Origin of the sequence: Labrenzia sp. THAF187b, assembly GCF_009363375.1 — a bacterium.
Taxonomy (GTDB): domain Bacteria; phylum Pseudomonadota; class Alphaproteobacteria; order Rhizobiales; family Stappiaceae; genus Roseibium; species Roseibium algicola.
Window position 1 is genome coordinate 1,323,114 of the sequence record NZ_CP045344.1, and the last position, 16,855, is coordinate 1,339,968.

Below are 16,855 nucleotides of genomic sequence, written 5' to 3' on the forward strand. Positions count from 1 at the left end.
ACCGGCCGTCTTTTCCCGGCCTTGCCGATTGCTCGATCGACAGATGGTTTCATGAAAGCCTTCTATTTTCTTCTTCAGGCCTTTGCCTGGATCGCCGCGCTGCTGTTCGTCGCCGTGGGCTGCATGCTCACGTATGAAGTTCTGGCCCGGTATCTTTTCGTTGCACCGACCATCTGGGCGTCGGAGTTGTCTCAGCTGTGCCTGATCTGGGGCACCATGCTTGCCATGCCATGGCTGTTGAAAGCCGGTCGGCACATTGCGGTTGATGCGCTGACAGACCAGCTGAGCCCGGGCTGGCGACGCGCCTGCCATGTGGTTGCCATGGGCTTTGTTGCGGTGTTCAGCATCCTGGTCGCCTGGAAAGGCGGCGGGATCTTCTACGATTCCTTCGAGCGAGGCCGCACCTCGGGCTCCATGCTGGACCTTCCCATGTGGATCTCCGAACTGTCCGTTCCTGTCGGATTTGCACTTCTGTTCGTGCAGGCCCTCATTGAGCTGGGCCAGAAGCCCAAGTCGGGCGACCATGAAGCGGTGGTGATGGAATGACGACGGTTCTCATTCTCGCTTCGCTGTTCACCTTGTTGCTGATCCGCGTGCCGGTGGCGTTCGCGCTGGGCGGTCTCGGGCTTGGAATGCTCATTCTCGGCGGTTTCTCGCCGCTGATGGCGCCCCAGGCGATCCTGTCGACGCTGGATGGCTTCATTCTTCTGGCGGTACCGCTGTTCCTGCTGATGTCGAATATCCTGCTGAAAGGCGGGGTCGGGCGGGATCTCTTTGCCGCCGTTCATGCCTGGGTCGGTCACTGGCCGGGTGGACTGGCCGTCGCGACCATCCTGTCCTGCGCCATCTTCGCAGCCATTTCCGGATCGTCGGTGGCAACGGCCGCCACCATCGGAACAGTTGCGATCCCGGAAATGATCCAGCGCGGCTACGAGCGGAAATTCGTCTACGGCCTGCTTGCCGCCGGTGGCACGCTCGGCATTCTGATCCCGCCGTCGATCCCGATGATCGTTTATGGCTTCGTTACCGAACAATCGGTGATCGCGCTGTTCCTGGCAGGTGTTGGCCCGGGCCTTATGCTTGTGGTGTTCTTCATCGTTTTTTCCATGGTCTATGCCCGCTGGTTCGGGGGCTACACGCCGGAGCCGGCGTCAAGCTGGGACGAGCGCATGCGCGCAACAGTGCGGGCATTTCCATCGATCCTGTTGGCGCTTGTTGTTATCGGTGCCATCTACAGCGGCGCGGCGACACCGACGGAAGCTGCAGCCATCGGCTTTGCCGTGGCGCTTCTGATTACCGGGCCCATCCTGCGTACGCTTACCTGGCAAGGTCTGAAGGAAGCCGCGTTCGATGCCATGGTGACGACCGTTGCCATCGTCTTGATCATTGCCGGGGCCAAGGTGTTCGGCAAGGCGATCACGCTTTACCGGATTCCGCAGGATATCTCGGTCTTCATCGGCCAGACCATCGATACGCCGCTCGCATTCATCATCGTGGTGTCGATCGTGCTTCTGATCATGGGGCTGGTGTTCGAGGCGCTGTCCATGGTGCTGATCATGACGCCCGTGTTGCTGCCGGCAGCCATGGCATTGGGCTTCGATCCGATCTGGTTCGGCGTTTATATGGTCGTCATGGTGGAATGCGCCCTGATCACACCGCCGGTCGGGCTCAATCTCTATGTCATCCAGTCGGTCGCGCGATCGAAGCTGTCCGACGTCTCCCGTGGCGTGCTGCCATTCCTGGTGATCATGTTGATTTCGGTCGCGATCCTGTATGTCTGGACCGATCTCGCGCTCTATCTGCCATTCAAGTTCTGAGGTTTTTGTCATGCCGTCACCGGCAGCTACCCTTCGCGCGCTGCTGGAGCAGCCGAAACTTCACGTCATGCCTTGCTGTTATGATGCCTTGTCCGCCAAGCTGATCGAGCAGGCAGGGTTCGATCTCACCTTCATGTCCGGCTTTGCCGCTTCCGCATCGCGGATCGGGCAGCCGGATCTGGGGCTGATGTCCTATGGCGAAGTGCTCGATCAGGCGCGCAACATCACAGATGCGGTCCGGATCCCGCTGCTGGCGGATGGCGACACCGGTTACGGAAATGCCATGAACGTGCGCCGGACCGTGACCGGCATGGCCAAGGCAGGCGCCGCGGCCGTGATGATCGAGGATCAGGTGGCTCCGAAACGCTGCGGTCACACGCCGGGCAAGGCAGTCGTTTCCCGCGAGGAAGCCTTTGACCGGATCCGGGCGGCGCAGGATGCCAAGGAGGCAGGGGCCGATATCCTGATCCTTGCCCGGACCGATGCCCGTCATGAGCACGGCCTTGCCGAGGCAATTGCCCGGGCGGCAAAGTTCAAGGAACTCGGCGCTGATATCCTGTTTGTCGAGGCGCCCAAGACGGTTGCCGAAATGCAGGAAATCTGCCGGGAGCTGCCGGGCCCGAAGATGGCCAACATCGTGGAAGGCGGCGAAACTCCAGAACTTTCGCATGAAGAGCTTCGGGACATCGGTTACGCCATTGCCGCCTATCCGCTGACCCTGATGGCCAGTGCCATGAAGGCGATGGTGGCAACGTTGCAGCAGCTGAAGACCGACCAGGACCGCACACCGGATCTCATGGACTTCAAGGAGCTGCGCGACCGGATCGGCTTCAACGACTATTATGAGGTTTCGGCCAAATACGAGACGTCCAAGCGGGATTGATGCCGCCGGACTGTCCGGGGCACGGTTGTTCTGCCGAACTGCAAAATACGCCAACCCGTGTTACTCGGCGTTGGATTTATTGCGGATGGAATGATAGACCCTGCGCGACTCAGAAGCTGTAACGGAAATCTTGAATGCAGGGCGAAAGACGCCGAAGACCTTCGCTGTCGCTGCCGATCCTGCGGACATCGCGCGACCAGCACCGGGACGGCACACTGACGCTCGGCAATTTGCTGTTGGCGCTGGGCGAGACGTCGTTCGGCTGGGCGATCGTGCTGTTTTCGCTGCTGACGCTTCTGCCGCTGCCTCCCGGCTCCTCGCTCGTTACCGGTCTGCCGGTGCTCGTCACCACGTTCCAGATGGTGCTCGGCTTTCCGCACGTGAAACTGCCCAGGCCGCTTGCACGCCTGTCGCTCAATCACAACAAGCTGCGGCGAACGATGGTGCGCCTCCGTCCCGTCACAATGCGGCTGGAGCGCGTGCTGGCCCACCGGTACGAAGGTCTGTTTGCGCGAAAACATGAGCGTTTGCTCGGGCTTGCGTTGTTCGTCATTGCGTTCACGTTGTTTCTGCCCGTGCCGCTCAGCGGCTGGTTTCCGGCGGTAGCTCTGTTCATCGCCGGCGTCGGCATTGTCGAGCGCGACGGTCTGGTCGTCATCTTCGGACTGCTGCTGGGTCTGGCCGCGGTGCTGCTCACCATCGCCATCCTGACGTCGATTGCGATCAGCACCCAAGCGTTCATGGCCTGAACCGAAAACCAGATGTTCGACAAGACGAAACGGCATGGATCCCATGGTCAAGCCACGGGATCACGGAGTAGAGAAAGAAAACCGGATCAAGGAAAACGGTAAATTCCGCCGCTTCCTTGACTCTTGCCCGGGTTTCGGGCATATCCCCGCGAACTCCATATGAGTGATTGAAATTTCGATCCGCCGACCGGGACCCGTAAAGGTGTAAAGAGTTCCCGGAGGTTAACATCCGACAGCGCGTTGCGCCCTCGGGTGTCAAACTGCTTTGCGCGGATTGATCCGGTTGGAAATGACCGGCGGTTGCCCATATGGTTCGGGAGACTTCCCGAAACCGAGACTATTCAAGGACTACTGATGTTTGAAAGCCTGTCCGATCGATTAAGCGGTATTTTCGACAAGCTCACCGGCCGCGGTGCGCTGTCGGAGAACGACGTCAACGAGGCGCTGCGCGAAATCCGCCGCGCGCTGATCGAGGCCGACGTTGCGCTGCCGATCGTACGTTCCTTCACCGACAAGGTGCGCAACCGCGCCGTCGGTGCCGAAGTGGTCAAGTCCGTGACCCCGGGCCAGATGGTCGTGAAGATCGTTCATGACCAGCTGGTCGAGATGCTCGGTGAAGAAGCCCATCCGATCGACCTGAACGCTCCGGCACCGGTAGCGATCATGATGGTCGGTCTGCAGGGCTCCGGTAAGACCACCACCACGGCCAAGATTGCCCGCCGTCTGACCCAGCGCGACAAGCGCAAGGTGCTGATGGCATCGCTCGACACTCGCCGTCCGGCTGCCCAGGAGCAGCTTAAGGTTCTGGGTGAGCAGAACGACATCGACACGCTGCCGATCGTTGCCGGCCAGGGCCCGGTCGAAATCGCCAAGCGGGCCATGTCCGCCGCCAAGCTCGGCGGTTATGACGTGGTCATGCTCGACACCGCCGGCCGTATTCACATCGACGAGCCGCTGATGGTTGAAATGGCAGAGGTGAAAGCCGCTGCCCAGCCACATGAAATCCTGCTGGTGGCCGATAGCCTGACCGGTCAGGATGCCGTCAACCTGGCGCAGAGCTTCGATGAGCGCGTCGGCATCACCGGTATCGCCCTGACCCGTATGGACGGCGACGGCCGCGGCGGTGCGGCGCTCTCCATGCAGGCGGTTACCGGCAAGCCGGTCAAGCTGATCGGTACGGGTGAAAAATCAGACGCACTTGAAGACTTCCACCCGCGCCGGATCGCAGACCGCATCCTCGGCATGGGCGACATCGTCTCGCTGGTGGAAAAGGCTGCAGAAGCCATCGACGCGGAACAAGCCGCGAAAATGGCGAAGAAGATGCAGAAAGGTCACTTCGACCTGGAAGATCTCGCCGAGCAGCTGCGCCAGATGGAAAAGCTGGGCGGCATGTCCGGCATGATGGGCATGTTGCCGGGCATCGGCAAGATGAAGAAGCAGATCGAGGCTTCGAACATCGACGACAAGATGTTCAAGCGTCAGGTCGCCATCATCGAATCCATGACACCGGCCGAGCGTCAGAAGCCCGAACTGCTCAAGGCCAGCCGCAAGAAGCGTATTGCAGCCGGGTCGGGCATGGATGTGGCCGACGTCAACAAGCTTCTGAAAATGCACCGCCAGATGGCGGACATGATGAAGAAGATGGGCAAGGGCAAAGGCATGCTGGGCAAGCTGATGGGCGGCCTTGGCGGCAGCGGAATGCCGGATGTCGATCCCAAGCAGCTTGAAGAAATGGCCAAGTCCGGCCAGTTGCCGGGCGGCATGGAAATGCCCAAAGGCCTGCCCGGCGGGTTGGGCGGCGGTCTGCCGCCAGGCATGGGCATGCCGGGCCTTCCGGGCCTCGGCGGTCCGAAACTTCCCGGGTTTCCGGGTATGGGCAAGGGCAAGAAACGATGAGCGAAGCGGAGAACAAGCTGGGTGAAAGCCCCGCCTTGCGCGAACTGAAGGCTCTTCGGGCGTCCATCGACAACATTGATGCGGCTCTTGTTCACATGCTCGCCGAACGGTTCAAGTGCACCCAGAAAGTGGGTGTGCTGAAAGCCACCAACGACCTGCCGCCGGCTGATCCGGCGCGGGAGAAAATTCAGATCGAACGGCTGCGCCAGCTTGCGGGCGACGCCAATCTCGATCCTGACTTTGCCGAGAAATTCCTGAACTTCATCGTCAAGGAAGTGATCCGGCACCACGAAGCCATTGCCGCTGAAGCCGGCAACTGAACAAACTGGAGACATAAAAATGGCTACGAAAATTCGCCTGGCACGTGGGGGTTCCAAGAAGCGCCCGTACTACCGCATCGTTGTTGCTGACATCCGCTCCCCGCGCGATGGCCGTTTCATCGAAAAGGTCGGTTCCTACGACCCGATGCTGCCGAAGGATTCCGAAAACCGCGTGACCCTGAACGTCGAGCGTATTCAGCATTGGCTGGACAGCGGCGCAAAGCCGACCGACCGCGTTCACCGTTTCCTGGATGCTGCCGGCCTCTTGAAGCGTGAGCCGCGCAACAACCCGAAGAAAGCCGAGCTGGGCGCAAAGGCGAAGGAACGCGTTGAAGCCAAGCGTCAGGCTGAAGAAGAAGCAGCTGCTGCTGCCGCCGAAGCTGCTGCCGCTCCGGCAGAAGAAGCAGCTGCCGAATAAGCAGATGCGCCAAGCCGCACCGGAAGACATTGGCCAGGGAGCCTTTTGAGATGACGTCCAAGGACGATCAGAAGGTACTGATGGCCAAGATCGGTGCGGCGCATGGCATTCGCGGGGAAGTGCGGGTCAAACCTTACGGCGATGACCCGCTTTCCTTTGCCGATTACGGCATTCTGACTACCCGGGACGGCAAACGTTCCTTCGAGGTGGAACGGGCGCGGGTGCAGAAGACGGTGGTGATCACCAAGTTCAAGGGGATCGCGGACCGCAACCAGGCGGAAGAGCTGAACGGCGTCGATCTCTTCATCGACCGTGACCAGCTGCCCGAACCTGAAGAAGACGAATTCTACTATTCCGACCTGACCGGCCTCGATGTGCTCGACCAGACTGGCGAGACACTCGGGAAGATCATTGCGGTGCAGGATTTCGGAGCCGGCGATCTGCTGGAAGTCCGGCCAAAACGCGGCCGCAGCTTCTATGTTCCGTTCACGAAGGAATTCGTGCCGGAGATCGATCTGGAGAACGGCCGGGTCAGCGCTTCGCTGCCGGAGGATTACTTCTCCGAAGGAGCTCCTGAGCCTTCGGAAGACGAGCCGGACAGGTAACGCGTTGGCACGGGCTGCAAGCCCATCTTGCGTAAGTTGAGCTCTTCGCGCTCCTCCGCGGGAATGTCCTGGCGGACAGCCTGCCGAACCTCGGAACGCTTCAGCGCAATCAGTGCGACGACCAGTGCAACCCCGATGCCGTTGGCAAAGGCATCCTGCAACGACATTTCGTGGTGGGGAATGAAGCCTTGCACCACTTCACCCGCCAGACCCATGCCGAAGGCGACGACGGCCGAAATGCGCAGCCGGCAGCAGAACAGCGCATGGATCGACAGGGTCAGAAGTGCAAAAAAGCCGATATGGATGACCTTGTCATAGGGGTGGCCGACGCCGGTGTTGAACACAAGGCCGGCCAGCACGCCGAAGGTCATCAGGGCGAACAGGGGCAGCACGCGGCTCAGGGAAATGTCGAGATAGTGGCGGTCGACATGAACCTGAATGAAACGGGGAAGCTTGAAACGCAGGACTGGAAATTTTGCCACGGCAATAAACCCGATTGAAACGCTCTTGCCACTTTATACTGCGAGCCTTAATCAGAGCTTTCTTTCCGGCGGCTACCCTGAAGAATTCGACAGGTTTTTAGGAAAGCGGTAAACGGCTCGTTAACCAATGAGCGGTTTTGGACCCGGGCATACCGGCCAATCAGCAGAACTGACAGGCGTAATGACGTTCAAGGCAACCATTCTGACGCTCTACCCGGACATGTTTCCAGGGCCCCTGGGCCACAGCCTTTCGGGCCGGGCGCTGGACAAGGGGCTTTGGCAGCTGGAAACCAGCCAGATCCGCGACTTCGCGACGGACAAGCACCGCTCCGTTGACGACACGCCGGCCGGTGGCGGTGCCGGAATGGTGCTCAGGGCCGATATCCTGGCCAGGGCCATTGATGCGGCGGCCCCTGCCGACGATCCGCGCCCGCGGCTCCTGATGAGCCCGCGCGGGGCGCCCTTTACCCAGGACCGCGCGCATCAACTTGCCGAAGGCCCTGGCGCAGTCATCGTCTGCGGCCGGTTCGAGGGGGTCGACCAGCGGGTGATCGACGCGCGTGGTCTGGAGGAAGTCTCCGTCGGCGACTACATCCTGTCCGGCGGCGAAATCGGCGCGCTGACCATGCTGGACGCTGTTGTCCGGCTCATCCCTGGAGTCATGGGCAACATGGACAGTGCGGAAACCGAAAGTTTCGAAGGTGGCCTGCTGGAACACCCGCAATATACGCGGCCGGCCGAGTTCGAAGGCCTGACCATTCCCGAGGTTCTGACCTCGGGAAATCACCGGAAGATCCACGAATGGCGCATGGCCGAAGCCGAGCGCCTGACACGCGAGCGGCGGCCGGATCTCTGGGATGCCTATATGGCGGATGAAGACGACGTGGATTGAAGAATCCGCATGACAGTGGCGCAAATTTGCTGTATACGCGCGCCGAAGCTGGGTGAAGTTGTGTCTTTTCCTTGGAAAGACCTGCGTCCTGAACCGGACCAAAAGGACCGGAAAATCAGGAAAGTCCAGCCGACAAGCAACATGGCCCAAAGTCGGTGAACCCGTTTCCGGCCCAAACCGGAAAACGCTCTGACCGCTTTGTAATTCAAAAGGGAAATATGCCATGAACATCATCGAGCAGCTCAATGCTGAGGAAATGGCGAAAATCGAAGAGCAGCGCAAGCTGCCGGAATTTTCTCCTGGTGACACCGTTCGCGTCAACGTGAAGGTCACCGAAGGTACGCGTACCCGTACCCAGGCTTACGAAGGCGTCTGCATCGCCCGTTCCGGCGGCGGCATCAACGAGAGCTTCACGGTTCGCAAGATTTCTTACGGCGAAGGCGTCGAGCGCGTTTTCCCGATCTACTCCCCGATGCTGGAAGGCGTTGAAGTGGTTCGCCGCGGTAAGGTCCGTCGCGCGAAGCTCTACTACCTGCGCGACCGTCGCGGCAAGTCTGCCCGTATCGTCGAAAACACCAATGCTCGTTCCAAGCGCCTCAACGAAGAAGTGCGTGCGGAAGTGGCTGCTGCCAAGGCAGCTGCTGCAGAAGCCAAGGCCGCTGCCAAGGAAGCTGCAGAGAACGCAGCCGAATAAGCCGGCCCGACAAAACGTTTCGAAAAGGCGGTCCTTCGGGCCGCCTTTTTTGCATTTGCGCCAAACCCTGGCGCAGTCCGATGCAAATCCGGGGTTTTGCGCCCCGTTCTTCCTGCGCCGGTCAATCTGAGTTGAATTCAGCTCAACTCGGAACGCTTGACCTTCAGGCGGCGCTGCGTCATTCACTAGCTACGATAAACGAGGATAGACCCTTGCGGCTGGACGCGCCGCGACGGGCATCACCGGGCATTTCGCAAACTTTAGACCGTTTGACCGTTTGCTCGGATGGACCGAGGAGAGACCCATGGCCAAGGCACGGACGCTTTACGACAAGATCTGGGACGACCACGTGGTCGACATGCAGCCGGACGGAACCGGTCTGCTCTACATCGATCGCCACCTGGTGCATGAAGTTACCAGCCCGCAGGCATTCGAAGGCCTGCGCATGGCCGGCCGCCAGGTGCGTCAGCCGGAGAAGACGCTTGCCGTGGTCGACCACAACGTTCCGACCACCGACCGCCGTCACGGCATCGATGATCCGGAATCGGCCCTGCAGGTCGACACGCTGGCCAAGAACGCTGCCGAATTCGGCATCGAATATTATTCCGAACTCGACATGCGTCAGGGCGTCGTTCACATCGTGGGTCCCGAGCAGGGCTTCACCCTGCCCGGCATGACCATTGTGTGCGGTGACAGCCACACCTCCACCCATGGTGCTTTCGGCTCCCTCGCCCACGGCATCGGCACGTCCGAAGTGGAACACGTTCTGGCCACCCAGACGCTGATCCAGAAGAAAGCCAAGAACATGCTGGTGAAGGTCGACGGCAAGATCCCTGCCGGCGTCACCGCGAAAGACATCGTTCTGGCCATCATCGGCAAGATCGGTACCGCAGGCGGCACCGGCTACGTGATCGAGTATGCCGGCGAAGCAATCCGTGCCCTGTCGATGGAAGGCCGCATGACGGTCTGCAACATGTCCATTGAGGCTGGTGCACGCGCAGGCCTGATCGCACCGGACGAAATCACCTACAAGTACATCGAAGGCCGCCCGAAGGCGCCCAAGGGCGAAGCCTGGGATATGGCTCTCGGCTACTGGAAGACCCTGCATTCGGATGCGGACGCCTATTTCGACAAGGTCATCGAGCTGGACGCTGCCAACCTGCCGCCGATCGTTTCCTGGGGCTCGTCTCCGGAAGACGTCATCTCGGTGGAAGGTGTCGTGCCGGATCCGGCCGAAATCGCTGATGAAAACCGCCGCGAGTCCAAGAAGCGCGCCCTGGAATACATGGGCCTGCAGCCGGGCACCAAGATCACCGACATCAAGATCGACCGCGCCTTCATCGGTTCGTGCACCAACGGCCGCATTGAAGACCTGCGTGCTGCTGCGGCCGTCATCGGCAATCACAAGGTGGCGGCAGGCGTCAGCGCCATGGTTGTCCCGGGCTCTGGTCTGGTGAAGGAACAGGCCGAGGAAGAAGGTCTGGACGTCATCTTCAAGGAAGCAGGCTTCGAATGGCGTGAGCCGGGCTGCTCCATGTGCCTTGCCATGAATGCGGACAAGCTGAAGCCGGGCGAGCGCTGTGCGTCGACGTCCAACCGCAACTTCGAAGGCCGTCAGGGTCACAAGGGCCGGACCCATCTGGTTTCGCCGGCCATGGCGGCTGCGGCAGCAATCGCCGGCCATTTTGTCGATATCCGCGAGTGGACGACGAATTGATTCGACCGCATTTCGGTTCGTGAGAAAGGGCGCCGCAAGGCGCCCTTTTTGCTTCTCCCCGTAAAACAGTCACAATGACGCAGGGGATTTTGCTTTTGCGTAAATAATTCATGTAGTTAAGAAAAATCCTTTGCCGGGTCTGATCTGGCGACAACTGCACTCAGAAATGATTTTCCCGGGCTTCACAAGACTGTCACCTCGGCACTACAATACTCCCGTCACAAAAGGACTGTTCCGCTGTCCGATTGACCGGATAACGGACATTCCGACAGGTCAACGCGCTGTCAGTTGGCACCTGATTGCTGGAAGTTGATCCAACGTAAGTCGTTAGAGCAACGCATCCGCGTGTGGATTCGGCATGCTCTTGGAATGAGGAGCGGAAGGTGACGATAGCGGTTTCGTCGGGCGCCCATCCGGCGTTGGTGCTCAATGCGGATTACCGGCCCTTGAGCTACTACCCCCTGTCGCTGTGGAGTTGGCAGGATACCATCAAGGCTGTGTTCCTGGACCGGGTGAACATCGTTGCCGAATACGATGCGGCGGTTCGAAGTCCGAGCTTCGAGTTCCGATTACCCAGTGTGGTCTCTCTCAAGACCTTCGTGAAACCCAGCCGATACCCTGCCTTTACCCGATTTAACGTCTTTCTCCGCGACAAATTCCAGTGTCAGTACTGCGGCTCCAAGGATGAGCTGACCTTCGACCACCTTGTGCCGCGTTCCAAGGGTGGTCTGACGACCTGGGACAATGTCATCACCGCCTGCTCCCCCTGCAATCTGCGCAAGTCCAACAAGTCGTGCCAGCAACTGAACATGTGGCCAATGCACATGCCGTTCCAGCCGACCATCCAGGACCTGCACAACAATGGCCGCGGTTTCCCGCCCAACTATCTGCACGATAGCTGGCTGGATTTCCTCTACTGGGATACCGAGCTGGAACCGTAGTCTCCGGTTCGTATTGCGAGCCTTTAGGCGGGGTCATCAAAAGCCCTTGTGACGGCGCCAAAGCGTCTGCGTCGGAGCGCCTATTCCACGTTGCAGGCAACTGGCAGTTGACATCCAGTGGATGTATTTATACCGTTGAATATTTGATTTTAACGAGGCTTTAACCTCGTTCCCAAAGTTCATTCACTGTTTTTTCTTAAAGTGTGTAGTAGCTGTCTTTATCTCCCTTGAGGCGGCGCCATACATGTCTCTTCTTTTCTGGAATTTCAAAATAAACAGACGATTTCTCACGCAACGTGAAGGGGCGGTGTTGCCCATCTTTGCGTTGATGGTGATTTTTCTGATCGTCGTCATGGGCGCAGCCGTGGACGTTTCGCGCACGGTCAACGCCCGCGAGAAGCTGTCTTATGCGATCGATGCGGCCGCACTGTCCGTGGCGGCGGATCTGTCGACATCGCTCATGACGGATGAACAGATCAAGCAGGCGCTGACGGATTCCTTCAAGTCCAACCTGGACGGTGCCGAGTTTCTGGCCGAAGCCATCAAGAACCTGACCTTTGTGGTCGATGCGGAAAACGGAACCATCAAGGTCTCCTCGACGGCCAGCCTGCAGAATTACTTCATCGATTTCGGTGGCTACATGATGAAGAACCTGGGTCCGGAGACCTTTGCCTTCGGAACCAGTTCACAGGTCTCCTATTCCAAGTTCAATGTGGAGCTGGCCCTTGTGGTGGACGTCACCGGCTCGATGTCCTCAAGCGACATGAACACGCTGCGCAAAGCCTCGGCAGCGGTGGTCAACATCCTGCTGCCCGAGGACGTGGAAGAAGACGATGCCAAGGTGCGCATTTCGCTGGTTCCCTACAGCCAGGGCGTCAACCTCGGCACCTATGCAAAAAAGGTGAAGGGCGGCGATTTCTACAGCGTCAGCGGCAACTGCGTCACGGAACGTCAGGATTATTCCACCTATGAGGTCATGCTCACGGACGATCCCTATAACTACTACAAGAAGTCCAGCCCTCCTCCGGCACAAACCTTTTTTGGCGGGGGCAGCAGCAGTTGCTCCTCCACGTCCAAGCTGGTGCCGTTGACCAAGAGCCGCTCCACGTTGCTGCCGGCGATTTCCGCACTCAACAACACCGGCGGTACGGCGGGTCAGACCGGGGTTGCCTGGGGCTGGTACAGCCTGTCGCCGAACTACGCCAACGTATGGCCTGCGGACAGCGCGCCTGCGGCCTATTCAGACGGCGATACGCTCAAGTTCGCGATCATCATGACTGACGGCGACAACAACCGGTATTACCAATATATCGAACAGGAGGAGCAGTGCGGCTGGGTCAAGAAAAACGGCAAGTCGACCTGGCAATGCAGCACAGTGGCCGTGAATGCCTGGCGGGAAACGGGTGAAAGCGAAAGCTACAACAACACCTCTTCCGTCCGCTCACGAGACATCTGTGCGGCCATGAAAGCTGCCAACATCCAGGTTTTCGGAGTTTACTTTGGAACCAGCAATACATCCGCAGGGGCAAAAAACATGCAGTCCTGCGCAAGCCAGGGGAACTATTATCAGGCTGCATCGTCCGATGAACTCATAGGAGCGTTCGCCAATATCGCGCGGAAGATCCAGTCGATCTACCTGTCCAAATAAGACCTGCCGGACGACCGGCCAGCGAAAAGTGTCAGTCTCGTTTCTTTCCGATTGGTTTACCAAACGGAAACAACCCCCTATTTTCTACATTCCGTTTAAGGAATTAGGTACTTTTCTAGAGTAACTGTCTCACAAAATGACGAGGCAGTAATGCAGTATTTGAAGCGTCTCATTTGCCGACCCCTGCTTGCAGAGTTTACCGGCGACCGCAAAGCATCCATCTTGCCCATTTTCGGTATGCTGGTGATCCTGATCGTCGTGATCGCGGGGATTACCATCGACGTGTCCCGAACGGTGAATGCGCGCGAAAAACTGTCCTTTGCGATTGATGCCGCGGCACTTTCGGTCGCGGCGGACCTGTCGACCAGCGTCATGAGCGACGACCAGATCAAGCAGGCACTGGCGGATTCCTTCAAGGCCAACCTAGCCGACGTCGAATTCCTGGACGAGGCAATCGACAATCTCGAGTTCGTCGTCGATCCCGACAACGGCACCATCAAGGTAACGTCCACGGCCTCTCTCAAGAACTACTTCATCGACATGGGCGGATACGGCAAGAGTGCCCTTGGCCCGGAAACATTCAGCTTCGGAACGAGCTCACAGGTCACCTACTCACGCTTTGACGTCGAACTGGCCCTCGTCGTCGACGTTACCGGGTCCATGCGCAACGACATGGATACGCTGCGGGATGCCTCCGAAGGCCTGGTGAACATCCTGATCCCGGATGGAACCGAAGAATCCGAAAGCAAGGTCCGTATTTCGCTGGTGCCATACAGCCAGGGGGTCAACCTGGGAACTTACGCTTCCAAGGTGAAGGGTGGTCTCTTCGGCTATGCCGACAGCAGCAAATGCGTGACGGAACGCCAGGATTACGACGACGGTGAAGATCTCTACGAAGTTCGCTACACCGACAAGACCTACAATTACTACGACAAGACCGATCCGCCGCCGAAGGCCGTGTTTTACGGCGGTGGCAGCAACAATTGTTCCAGCACGTCGAAGATGATCCCGCTGACATCCGACCGGGACGAGTTGCTCGATGCGATCGACGACCTGGATGATAACGGCGGTACGGCAGGCCAGACAGGTGTTGTCTGGGGCTGGAACAGCATCTCGCCGAACTATTCGGACGTCTGGCCTCTCGCAAGCAAGCCGGAGCCTTATGACAACGAGGATGTTCTCAAGTTCGCGATCATCATGACCGACGGGGACAACAACCGGTACTACGAATACATCGGCGAACGGGAAGAATGCGACTGGGTTTATTCCAGACGCCGTGGCTGGCAGTACAAGTGTGAGACGGTTACGGTCAATCAGTGGCAGGAACGCAGCGAAAGCGAAAGCTACAGCAACAATTCCTCAACGGCTCAGCGGGCGCTTTGCCAGGCCATGAAGGACGAAGGAATTTCGATCTTCGGTGTCTATTTCGGCACCAGCAACACCTCGGCCGGGTCGAGAAACATGCAGTCCTGCGCCAGCACGGGCAATTTCTATAAGGCGACGAGTTCGGACGAGCTGATCAACGCCTTTGCCAATATCGCCAAGAAGATCCAGCAGATCTACGTTTCGAGGTAACTGAACCCTTCCGGGATCCGATCGACAAAACTGAAAAAAGGCTCGCCGGGTGGCGAGCCTTTTAGCGTTTCTAGGTCCGGAGTGTGCCGGTTAGCCGCGGTTCTGGCGGTTGTCGATCAGGTCGTCGACAACGGTCGGATCGGCCAGGGTCGAGGTGTCGCCCAGGCTGTCGAAGCTGTCTTCGGCGATCTTGCGCAGGATACGGCGCATGATCTTGCCCGACCGGGTCTTCGGCAGGCCGGGTGCGAACTGGATCAGGTCCGGAGAGGCAATCGGCCCGATTTCCGAGCGGACATGCTTGACCAGTTCCTTCTTCAGGTCGTCGCTCGGCTCTTCGCCTTCCATCAGCGTGACATAGGCATAGATGCCCTGTCCCTTGATGTCGTGCGGATAGCCGACCACAGCGGCCTCGGACACCTTCGGATGGGCTACCAGCGCGCTCTCGACTTCCGCCGTGCCCATGCGGTGGCCGGACACGTTGATGACGTCATCGACGCGACCGGTGATCCAGTAGTAGCCGTCCTCGTCACGACGGCAGCCGTCACCAGTGAAATAAAGTCCCTTGTAGGTGGCGAAATAGGTCTGGACGAAGCGCTCATGGTCGCCATAGACCGTGCGCATCTGGCCCGGCCAGCTGTCCTTGATGACAAGGTTGCCTTCCGTTGCCCCCTCCAGGAACTTGCCTTCCGCGTCGACGATCGCCGGCTGGACGCCGAAGAACGGACGTGTGGCAGAACCAGGTTTCAGGTCGGTAGCGCCCGGCAGCGGCGTGATCAGGATGCCGCCGGTTTCGGTCTGCCACCAGGTGTCGACAATCGGGCAGCGCTTGTCGCCAACTACGTTGTAGTACCAGGTCCAGGCTTCCGGATTGATCGGCTCGCCCACGGACCCCAGAAGACGCAGGGACTTGCGCGAAGTCTTGGTGACGTGTTCGTCGCCGGCTCCCATGAGGGCGCGGATCGCGGTGGGTGCCGTGTAGAAGATGTTGACGTTGTGCTTGTCGCACACTTCCCAGAAGCGGCCCGGACCGGGATAGGTCGGAACACCTTCGAACATCAGCGTGGTGGCGCCGTTGGCAAGCGGGCCGTAGACGATGTAGCTGTGACCGGTGACCCAGCCCACATCCGCCGTGCACCAGTAGACGTCGCCTTCGTGATAATCGAAGACATATTCATGGGTCATGGAGGCGTAGACCAGGTAGCCGCCGGTGGTGTGCATCACACCCTTGGGCTTGCCGGTCGACCCGGAGGTGTAGAGGATGAAAAGCGGATCTTCCGCGTTCATTTCCGCTGGTGCGCAATGGTCGGACACACGGTCCGCCTCGTCGTGGTACCAGACGTCTCGGCCGGCCTGCATGGCAATGTCGCCGCCGGTGCGCTTGACCACGATGACGCTCTTTACCGGCGCTTTTTCAGCAGCCTTGTCGACATTGGCCTTCAACGGCACCTTGCGGCCACCGCGCAGGCCCTCGTCTGCCGTGATCACGCATTCAGAGGCGCAATCCTCGATACGCTGGGCAAGGCTGTCTGGTGAAAATCCGCCGAAGACGATGGAATGCACAGCGCCGATGCGGGCGCAGGCGAGCATTGCATAAGCTGCTTCCGGAATCATCGGCAGATAAATGGTGACGCGGTCGCCCTTCTTGACACCCTGGCCGTGCAGCACGTTGGCGAACTTGTTCACCTCGCGGTGCAGTTCCTTGTAGGTGATGACCTTGTGCTCGTTCGGGTCGTCGCCTTCCCAGATGATCGCGGGCTGGTCGCCGCGCTTTTCCAGGTGGCGGTCAACGCAGTTGGCCGAAACGTTGAGCGTGCCGTCCTCGAACCATTTGATCGAAACGTTGTGATAGTCGTAGGAAGTGTTCTTCACCTTGGTGAAAGGCTTGATCCAGTCCACCCGTTTGCCGTGCTCACCCCAGAAGCCGTCGGGGTCTTCCACGGAACGCTGATACATTTCCTGATATTTGGCATTGTCGACATGCGCCCGCGCGGCAACCTCCGCGGGAACGGGAAATACGGACTCAGTCATGTGAAACCTCCCAGAAACCACAATTGGACCTGCGGTAAGCGAGTTCTCCCTTCCGCGGCCTTGTTTTGCCGGGGCCATTATGCGTATGGCCCCTCAAAGCGTCCAGAACCTAGACTTGGTACTTTAGTCGGCGAGTCTTTGGTCTATGGCAAGGCCTAAGACCTTCAATCTCGTACGGATTTACGCGTAT

General features: G+C 59.1%; 16 protein-coding genes. 14 read left to right on the plus strand and 2 right to left on the minus strand.

Annotated elements, in window-relative coordinates:
• Window positions 1-51 precede the first annotated feature (51 nt).
• The 8 genes from FIV03_RS06090 to rimM all read left to right on the plus strand — a co-directional run bounded on the left by FIV03_RS06090 (window position 52) and on the right by rimM (window position 6,688).
• Window positions 52-546, plus strand: a complete 495-nt coding sequence (locus FIV03_RS06090) for a TRAP transporter small permease (protein ID WP_023014458.1) — start codon at window positions 52-54, stop codon at window positions 544-546.
• Window positions 543-1,817: a TRAP transporter large permease gene (locus tag FIV03_RS06095; RefSeq protein WP_023002479.1), complete on the plus strand. Its 1,275-nt coding sequence runs from the start codon at window positions 543-545 to the stop codon at window positions 1,815-1,817. Before FIV03_RS06090 ends, FIV03_RS06095 begins: the two co-directional genes overlap by 4 nt.
• A 10-nt stretch (window positions 1,818-1,827) precedes the next feature.
• Window positions 1,828-2,700 (plus strand): isocitrate lyase/PEP mutase family protein, encoded by an 873-nt coding sequence (locus FIV03_RS06100; protein ID WP_152509006.1) that lies wholly within the window; start codon window positions 1,828-1,830, stop codon window positions 2,698-2,700.
• A gap of 134 nt (window positions 2,701-2,834) precedes the next feature.
• Complete coding sequence (locus FIV03_RS06105) at window positions 2,835-3,449, plus strand: exopolysaccharide biosynthesis protein (protein WP_023002481.1); 615 nt, start codon at window positions 2,835-2,837, stop codon at window positions 3,447-3,449.
• Between the two features lie 354 nt (window positions 3,450-3,803).
• Window positions 3,804-5,345, plus strand: a complete 1,542-nt coding sequence (gene ffh / locus FIV03_RS06110; protein ID WP_152509007.1) for a signal recognition particle protein — start codon at window positions 3,804-3,806, stop codon at window positions 5,343-5,345.
• A complete protein-coding gene (locus FIV03_RS06115; RefSeq protein WP_023002483.1) occupies window positions 5,342-5,665 on the plus strand; it encodes a chorismate mutase in 324 nt (107 codons plus the stop codon). The genes ffh and FIV03_RS06115 overlap by 4 nt, the downstream gene beginning before the upstream one ends.
• A 19-nt stretch (window positions 5,666-5,684) precedes the next feature.
• On the plus strand, window positions 5,685-6,083 hold the full coding sequence (gene rpsP, locus FIV03_RS06120) for a 30S ribosomal protein S16 (RefSeq protein WP_023014459.1): 399 nt from the start codon (window positions 5,685-5,687) through the stop codon (window positions 6,081-6,083).
• A 50-nt stretch (window positions 6,084-6,133) separates the two neighbouring features.
• Window positions 6,134-6,688 carry a ribosome maturation factor RimM gene (gene rimM / locus FIV03_RS06125; protein WP_023002485.1) on the plus strand — a complete coding sequence of 185 codons (555 nt, stop codon included), beginning with the start codon at window positions 6,134-6,136 and terminating at the stop codon, window positions 6,686-6,688.
• On the opposite strand, the gene FIV03_RS06130 is transcribed toward rimM, so the two are convergent.
• The gene (locus FIV03_RS06130; protein ID WP_152509008.1) at window positions 6,637-7,170 is read right to left on the minus strand and encodes an antibiotic resistance protein VanZ; all 534 of its coding nucleotides are present in this window, start codon (window positions 7,168-7,170) and stop codon (window positions 6,637-6,639) included. The two genes, rimM and FIV03_RS06130, sit on opposite strands and share 52 nt — an antisense overlap.
• A gap of 181 nt (window positions 7,171-7,351) precedes the next feature.
• Here FIV03_RS06130 and trmD point away from each other — a divergent pair, with 181 nt between their 5' ends.
• The 6 genes from trmD to FIV03_RS06160 all read left to right on the plus strand — a co-directional run bounded on the left by trmD (window position 7,352) and on the right by FIV03_RS06160 (window position 14,637).
• Window positions 7,352-8,062, plus strand: a complete 711-nt coding sequence (gene trmD / locus FIV03_RS06135) for a tRNA (guanosine(37)-N1)-methyltransferase TrmD (protein ID WP_152509009.1) — start codon at window positions 7,352-7,354, stop codon at window positions 8,060-8,062.
• Between the two features lie 223 nt (window positions 8,063-8,285).
• On the plus strand, window positions 8,286-8,756 hold the full coding sequence (rplS, locus tag FIV03_RS06140) for a 50S ribosomal protein L19 (protein ID WP_152509010.1): 471 nt from the start codon (window positions 8,286-8,288) through the stop codon (window positions 8,754-8,756).
• A 304-nt stretch (window positions 8,757-9,060) separates the two neighbouring features.
• Window positions 9,061-10,473: a 3-isopropylmalate dehydratase large subunit gene (leuC, locus tag FIV03_RS06145; protein ID WP_075282739.1), complete on the plus strand. Its 1,413-nt coding sequence runs from the start codon at window positions 9,061-9,063 to the stop codon at window positions 10,471-10,473.
• 383 nt (window positions 10,474-10,856) lie between these two features.
• A complete protein-coding gene (locus FIV03_RS06150; protein ID WP_006936861.1) occupies window positions 10,857-11,414 on the plus strand; it encodes an HNH endonuclease in 558 nt (185 codons plus the stop codon).
• A gap of 307 nt (window positions 11,415-11,721) precedes the next feature.
• Window positions 11,722-13,062, plus strand: coding sequence for a TadE/TadG family type IV pilus assembly protein (locus FIV03_RS06155; protein ID WP_209009871.1), 1,341 nt, complete (start codon window positions 11,722-11,724; stop codon window positions 13,060-13,062).
• 150 nt (window positions 13,063-13,212) lie between these two features.
• A complete protein-coding gene (locus tag FIV03_RS06160) occupies window positions 13,213-14,637 on the plus strand; it encodes a TadE/TadG family type IV pilus assembly protein (RefSeq protein WP_209009872.1) in 1,425 nt (474 codons plus the stop codon).
• 90 nt (window positions 14,638-14,727) lie between these two features.
• On the opposite strand, the gene acs is transcribed toward FIV03_RS06160, so the two are convergent.
• Complete coding sequence (gene acs, locus FIV03_RS06165; protein ID WP_023002493.1) at window positions 14,728-16,665, minus strand: acetate--CoA ligase; 1,938 nt, start codon at window positions 16,663-16,665, stop codon at window positions 14,728-14,730.
• Window positions 16,666-16,855: the final 190 nt, after the last annotated feature.

Excerpts from the sequence above, each read along its gene's own strand:
- rplS (WP_152509010.1), top strand. The coding sequence starts at position 8,286 with ATGAACATCATCGAGCAGCTCAATGCTGAGGAAATGGCGAAAATCGAA.
- FIV03_RS06090 (WP_023014458.1), top strand. The coding sequence starts at position 52 with ATGAAAGCCTTCTATTTTCTTCTTCAGGCCTTTGCCTGGATCGCCGCG.
- trmD (WP_152509009.1), top strand. The coding sequence starts at position 7,352 with ATGACGTTCAAGGCAACCATTCTGACGCTCTACCCGGACATGTTTCCA.
- leuC (WP_075282739.1), top strand. The coding sequence starts at position 9,061 with ATGGCCAAGGCACGGACGCTTTACGACAAGATCTGGGACGACCACGTG.
- rimM (WP_023002485.1), top strand. The coding sequence starts at position 6,134 with ATGACGTCCAAGGACGATCAGAAGGTACTGATGGCCAAGATCGGTGCG.
- FIV03_RS06105 (WP_023002481.1), top strand. The coding sequence starts at position 2,835 with ATGCAGGGCGAAAGACGCCGAAGACCTTCGCTGTCGCTGCCGATCCTG.
- FIV03_RS06100 (WP_152509006.1), top strand. The coding sequence starts at position 1,828 with ATGCCGTCACCGGCAGCTACCCTTCGCGCGCTGCTGGAGCAGCCGAAA.
- ffh (WP_152509007.1), top strand. The coding sequence starts at position 3,804 with ATGTTTGAAAGCCTGTCCGATCGATTAAGCGGTATTTTCGACAAGCTC.
- FIV03_RS06095 (WP_023002479.1), top strand. The coding sequence starts at position 543 with ATGACGACGGTTCTCATTCTCGCTTCGCTGTTCACCTTGTTGCTGATC.
- rpsP (WP_023014459.1), top strand. The coding sequence starts at position 5,685 with ATGGCTACGAAAATTCGCCTGGCACGTGGGGGTTCCAAGAAGCGCCCG.
- acs (WP_023002493.1), bottom strand. The coding sequence starts at position 16,665 with ATGACTGAGTCCGTATTTCCCGTTCCCGCGGAGGTTGCCGCGCGGGCG.
- FIV03_RS06160 (WP_209009872.1), top strand. The coding sequence starts at position 13,213 with ATGCAGTATTTGAAGCGTCTCATTTGCCGACCCCTGCTTGCAGAGTTT.
- FIV03_RS06115 (WP_023002483.1), top strand. The coding sequence starts at position 5,342 with ATGAGCGAAGCGGAGAACAAGCTGGGTGAAAGCCCCGCCTTGCGCGAA.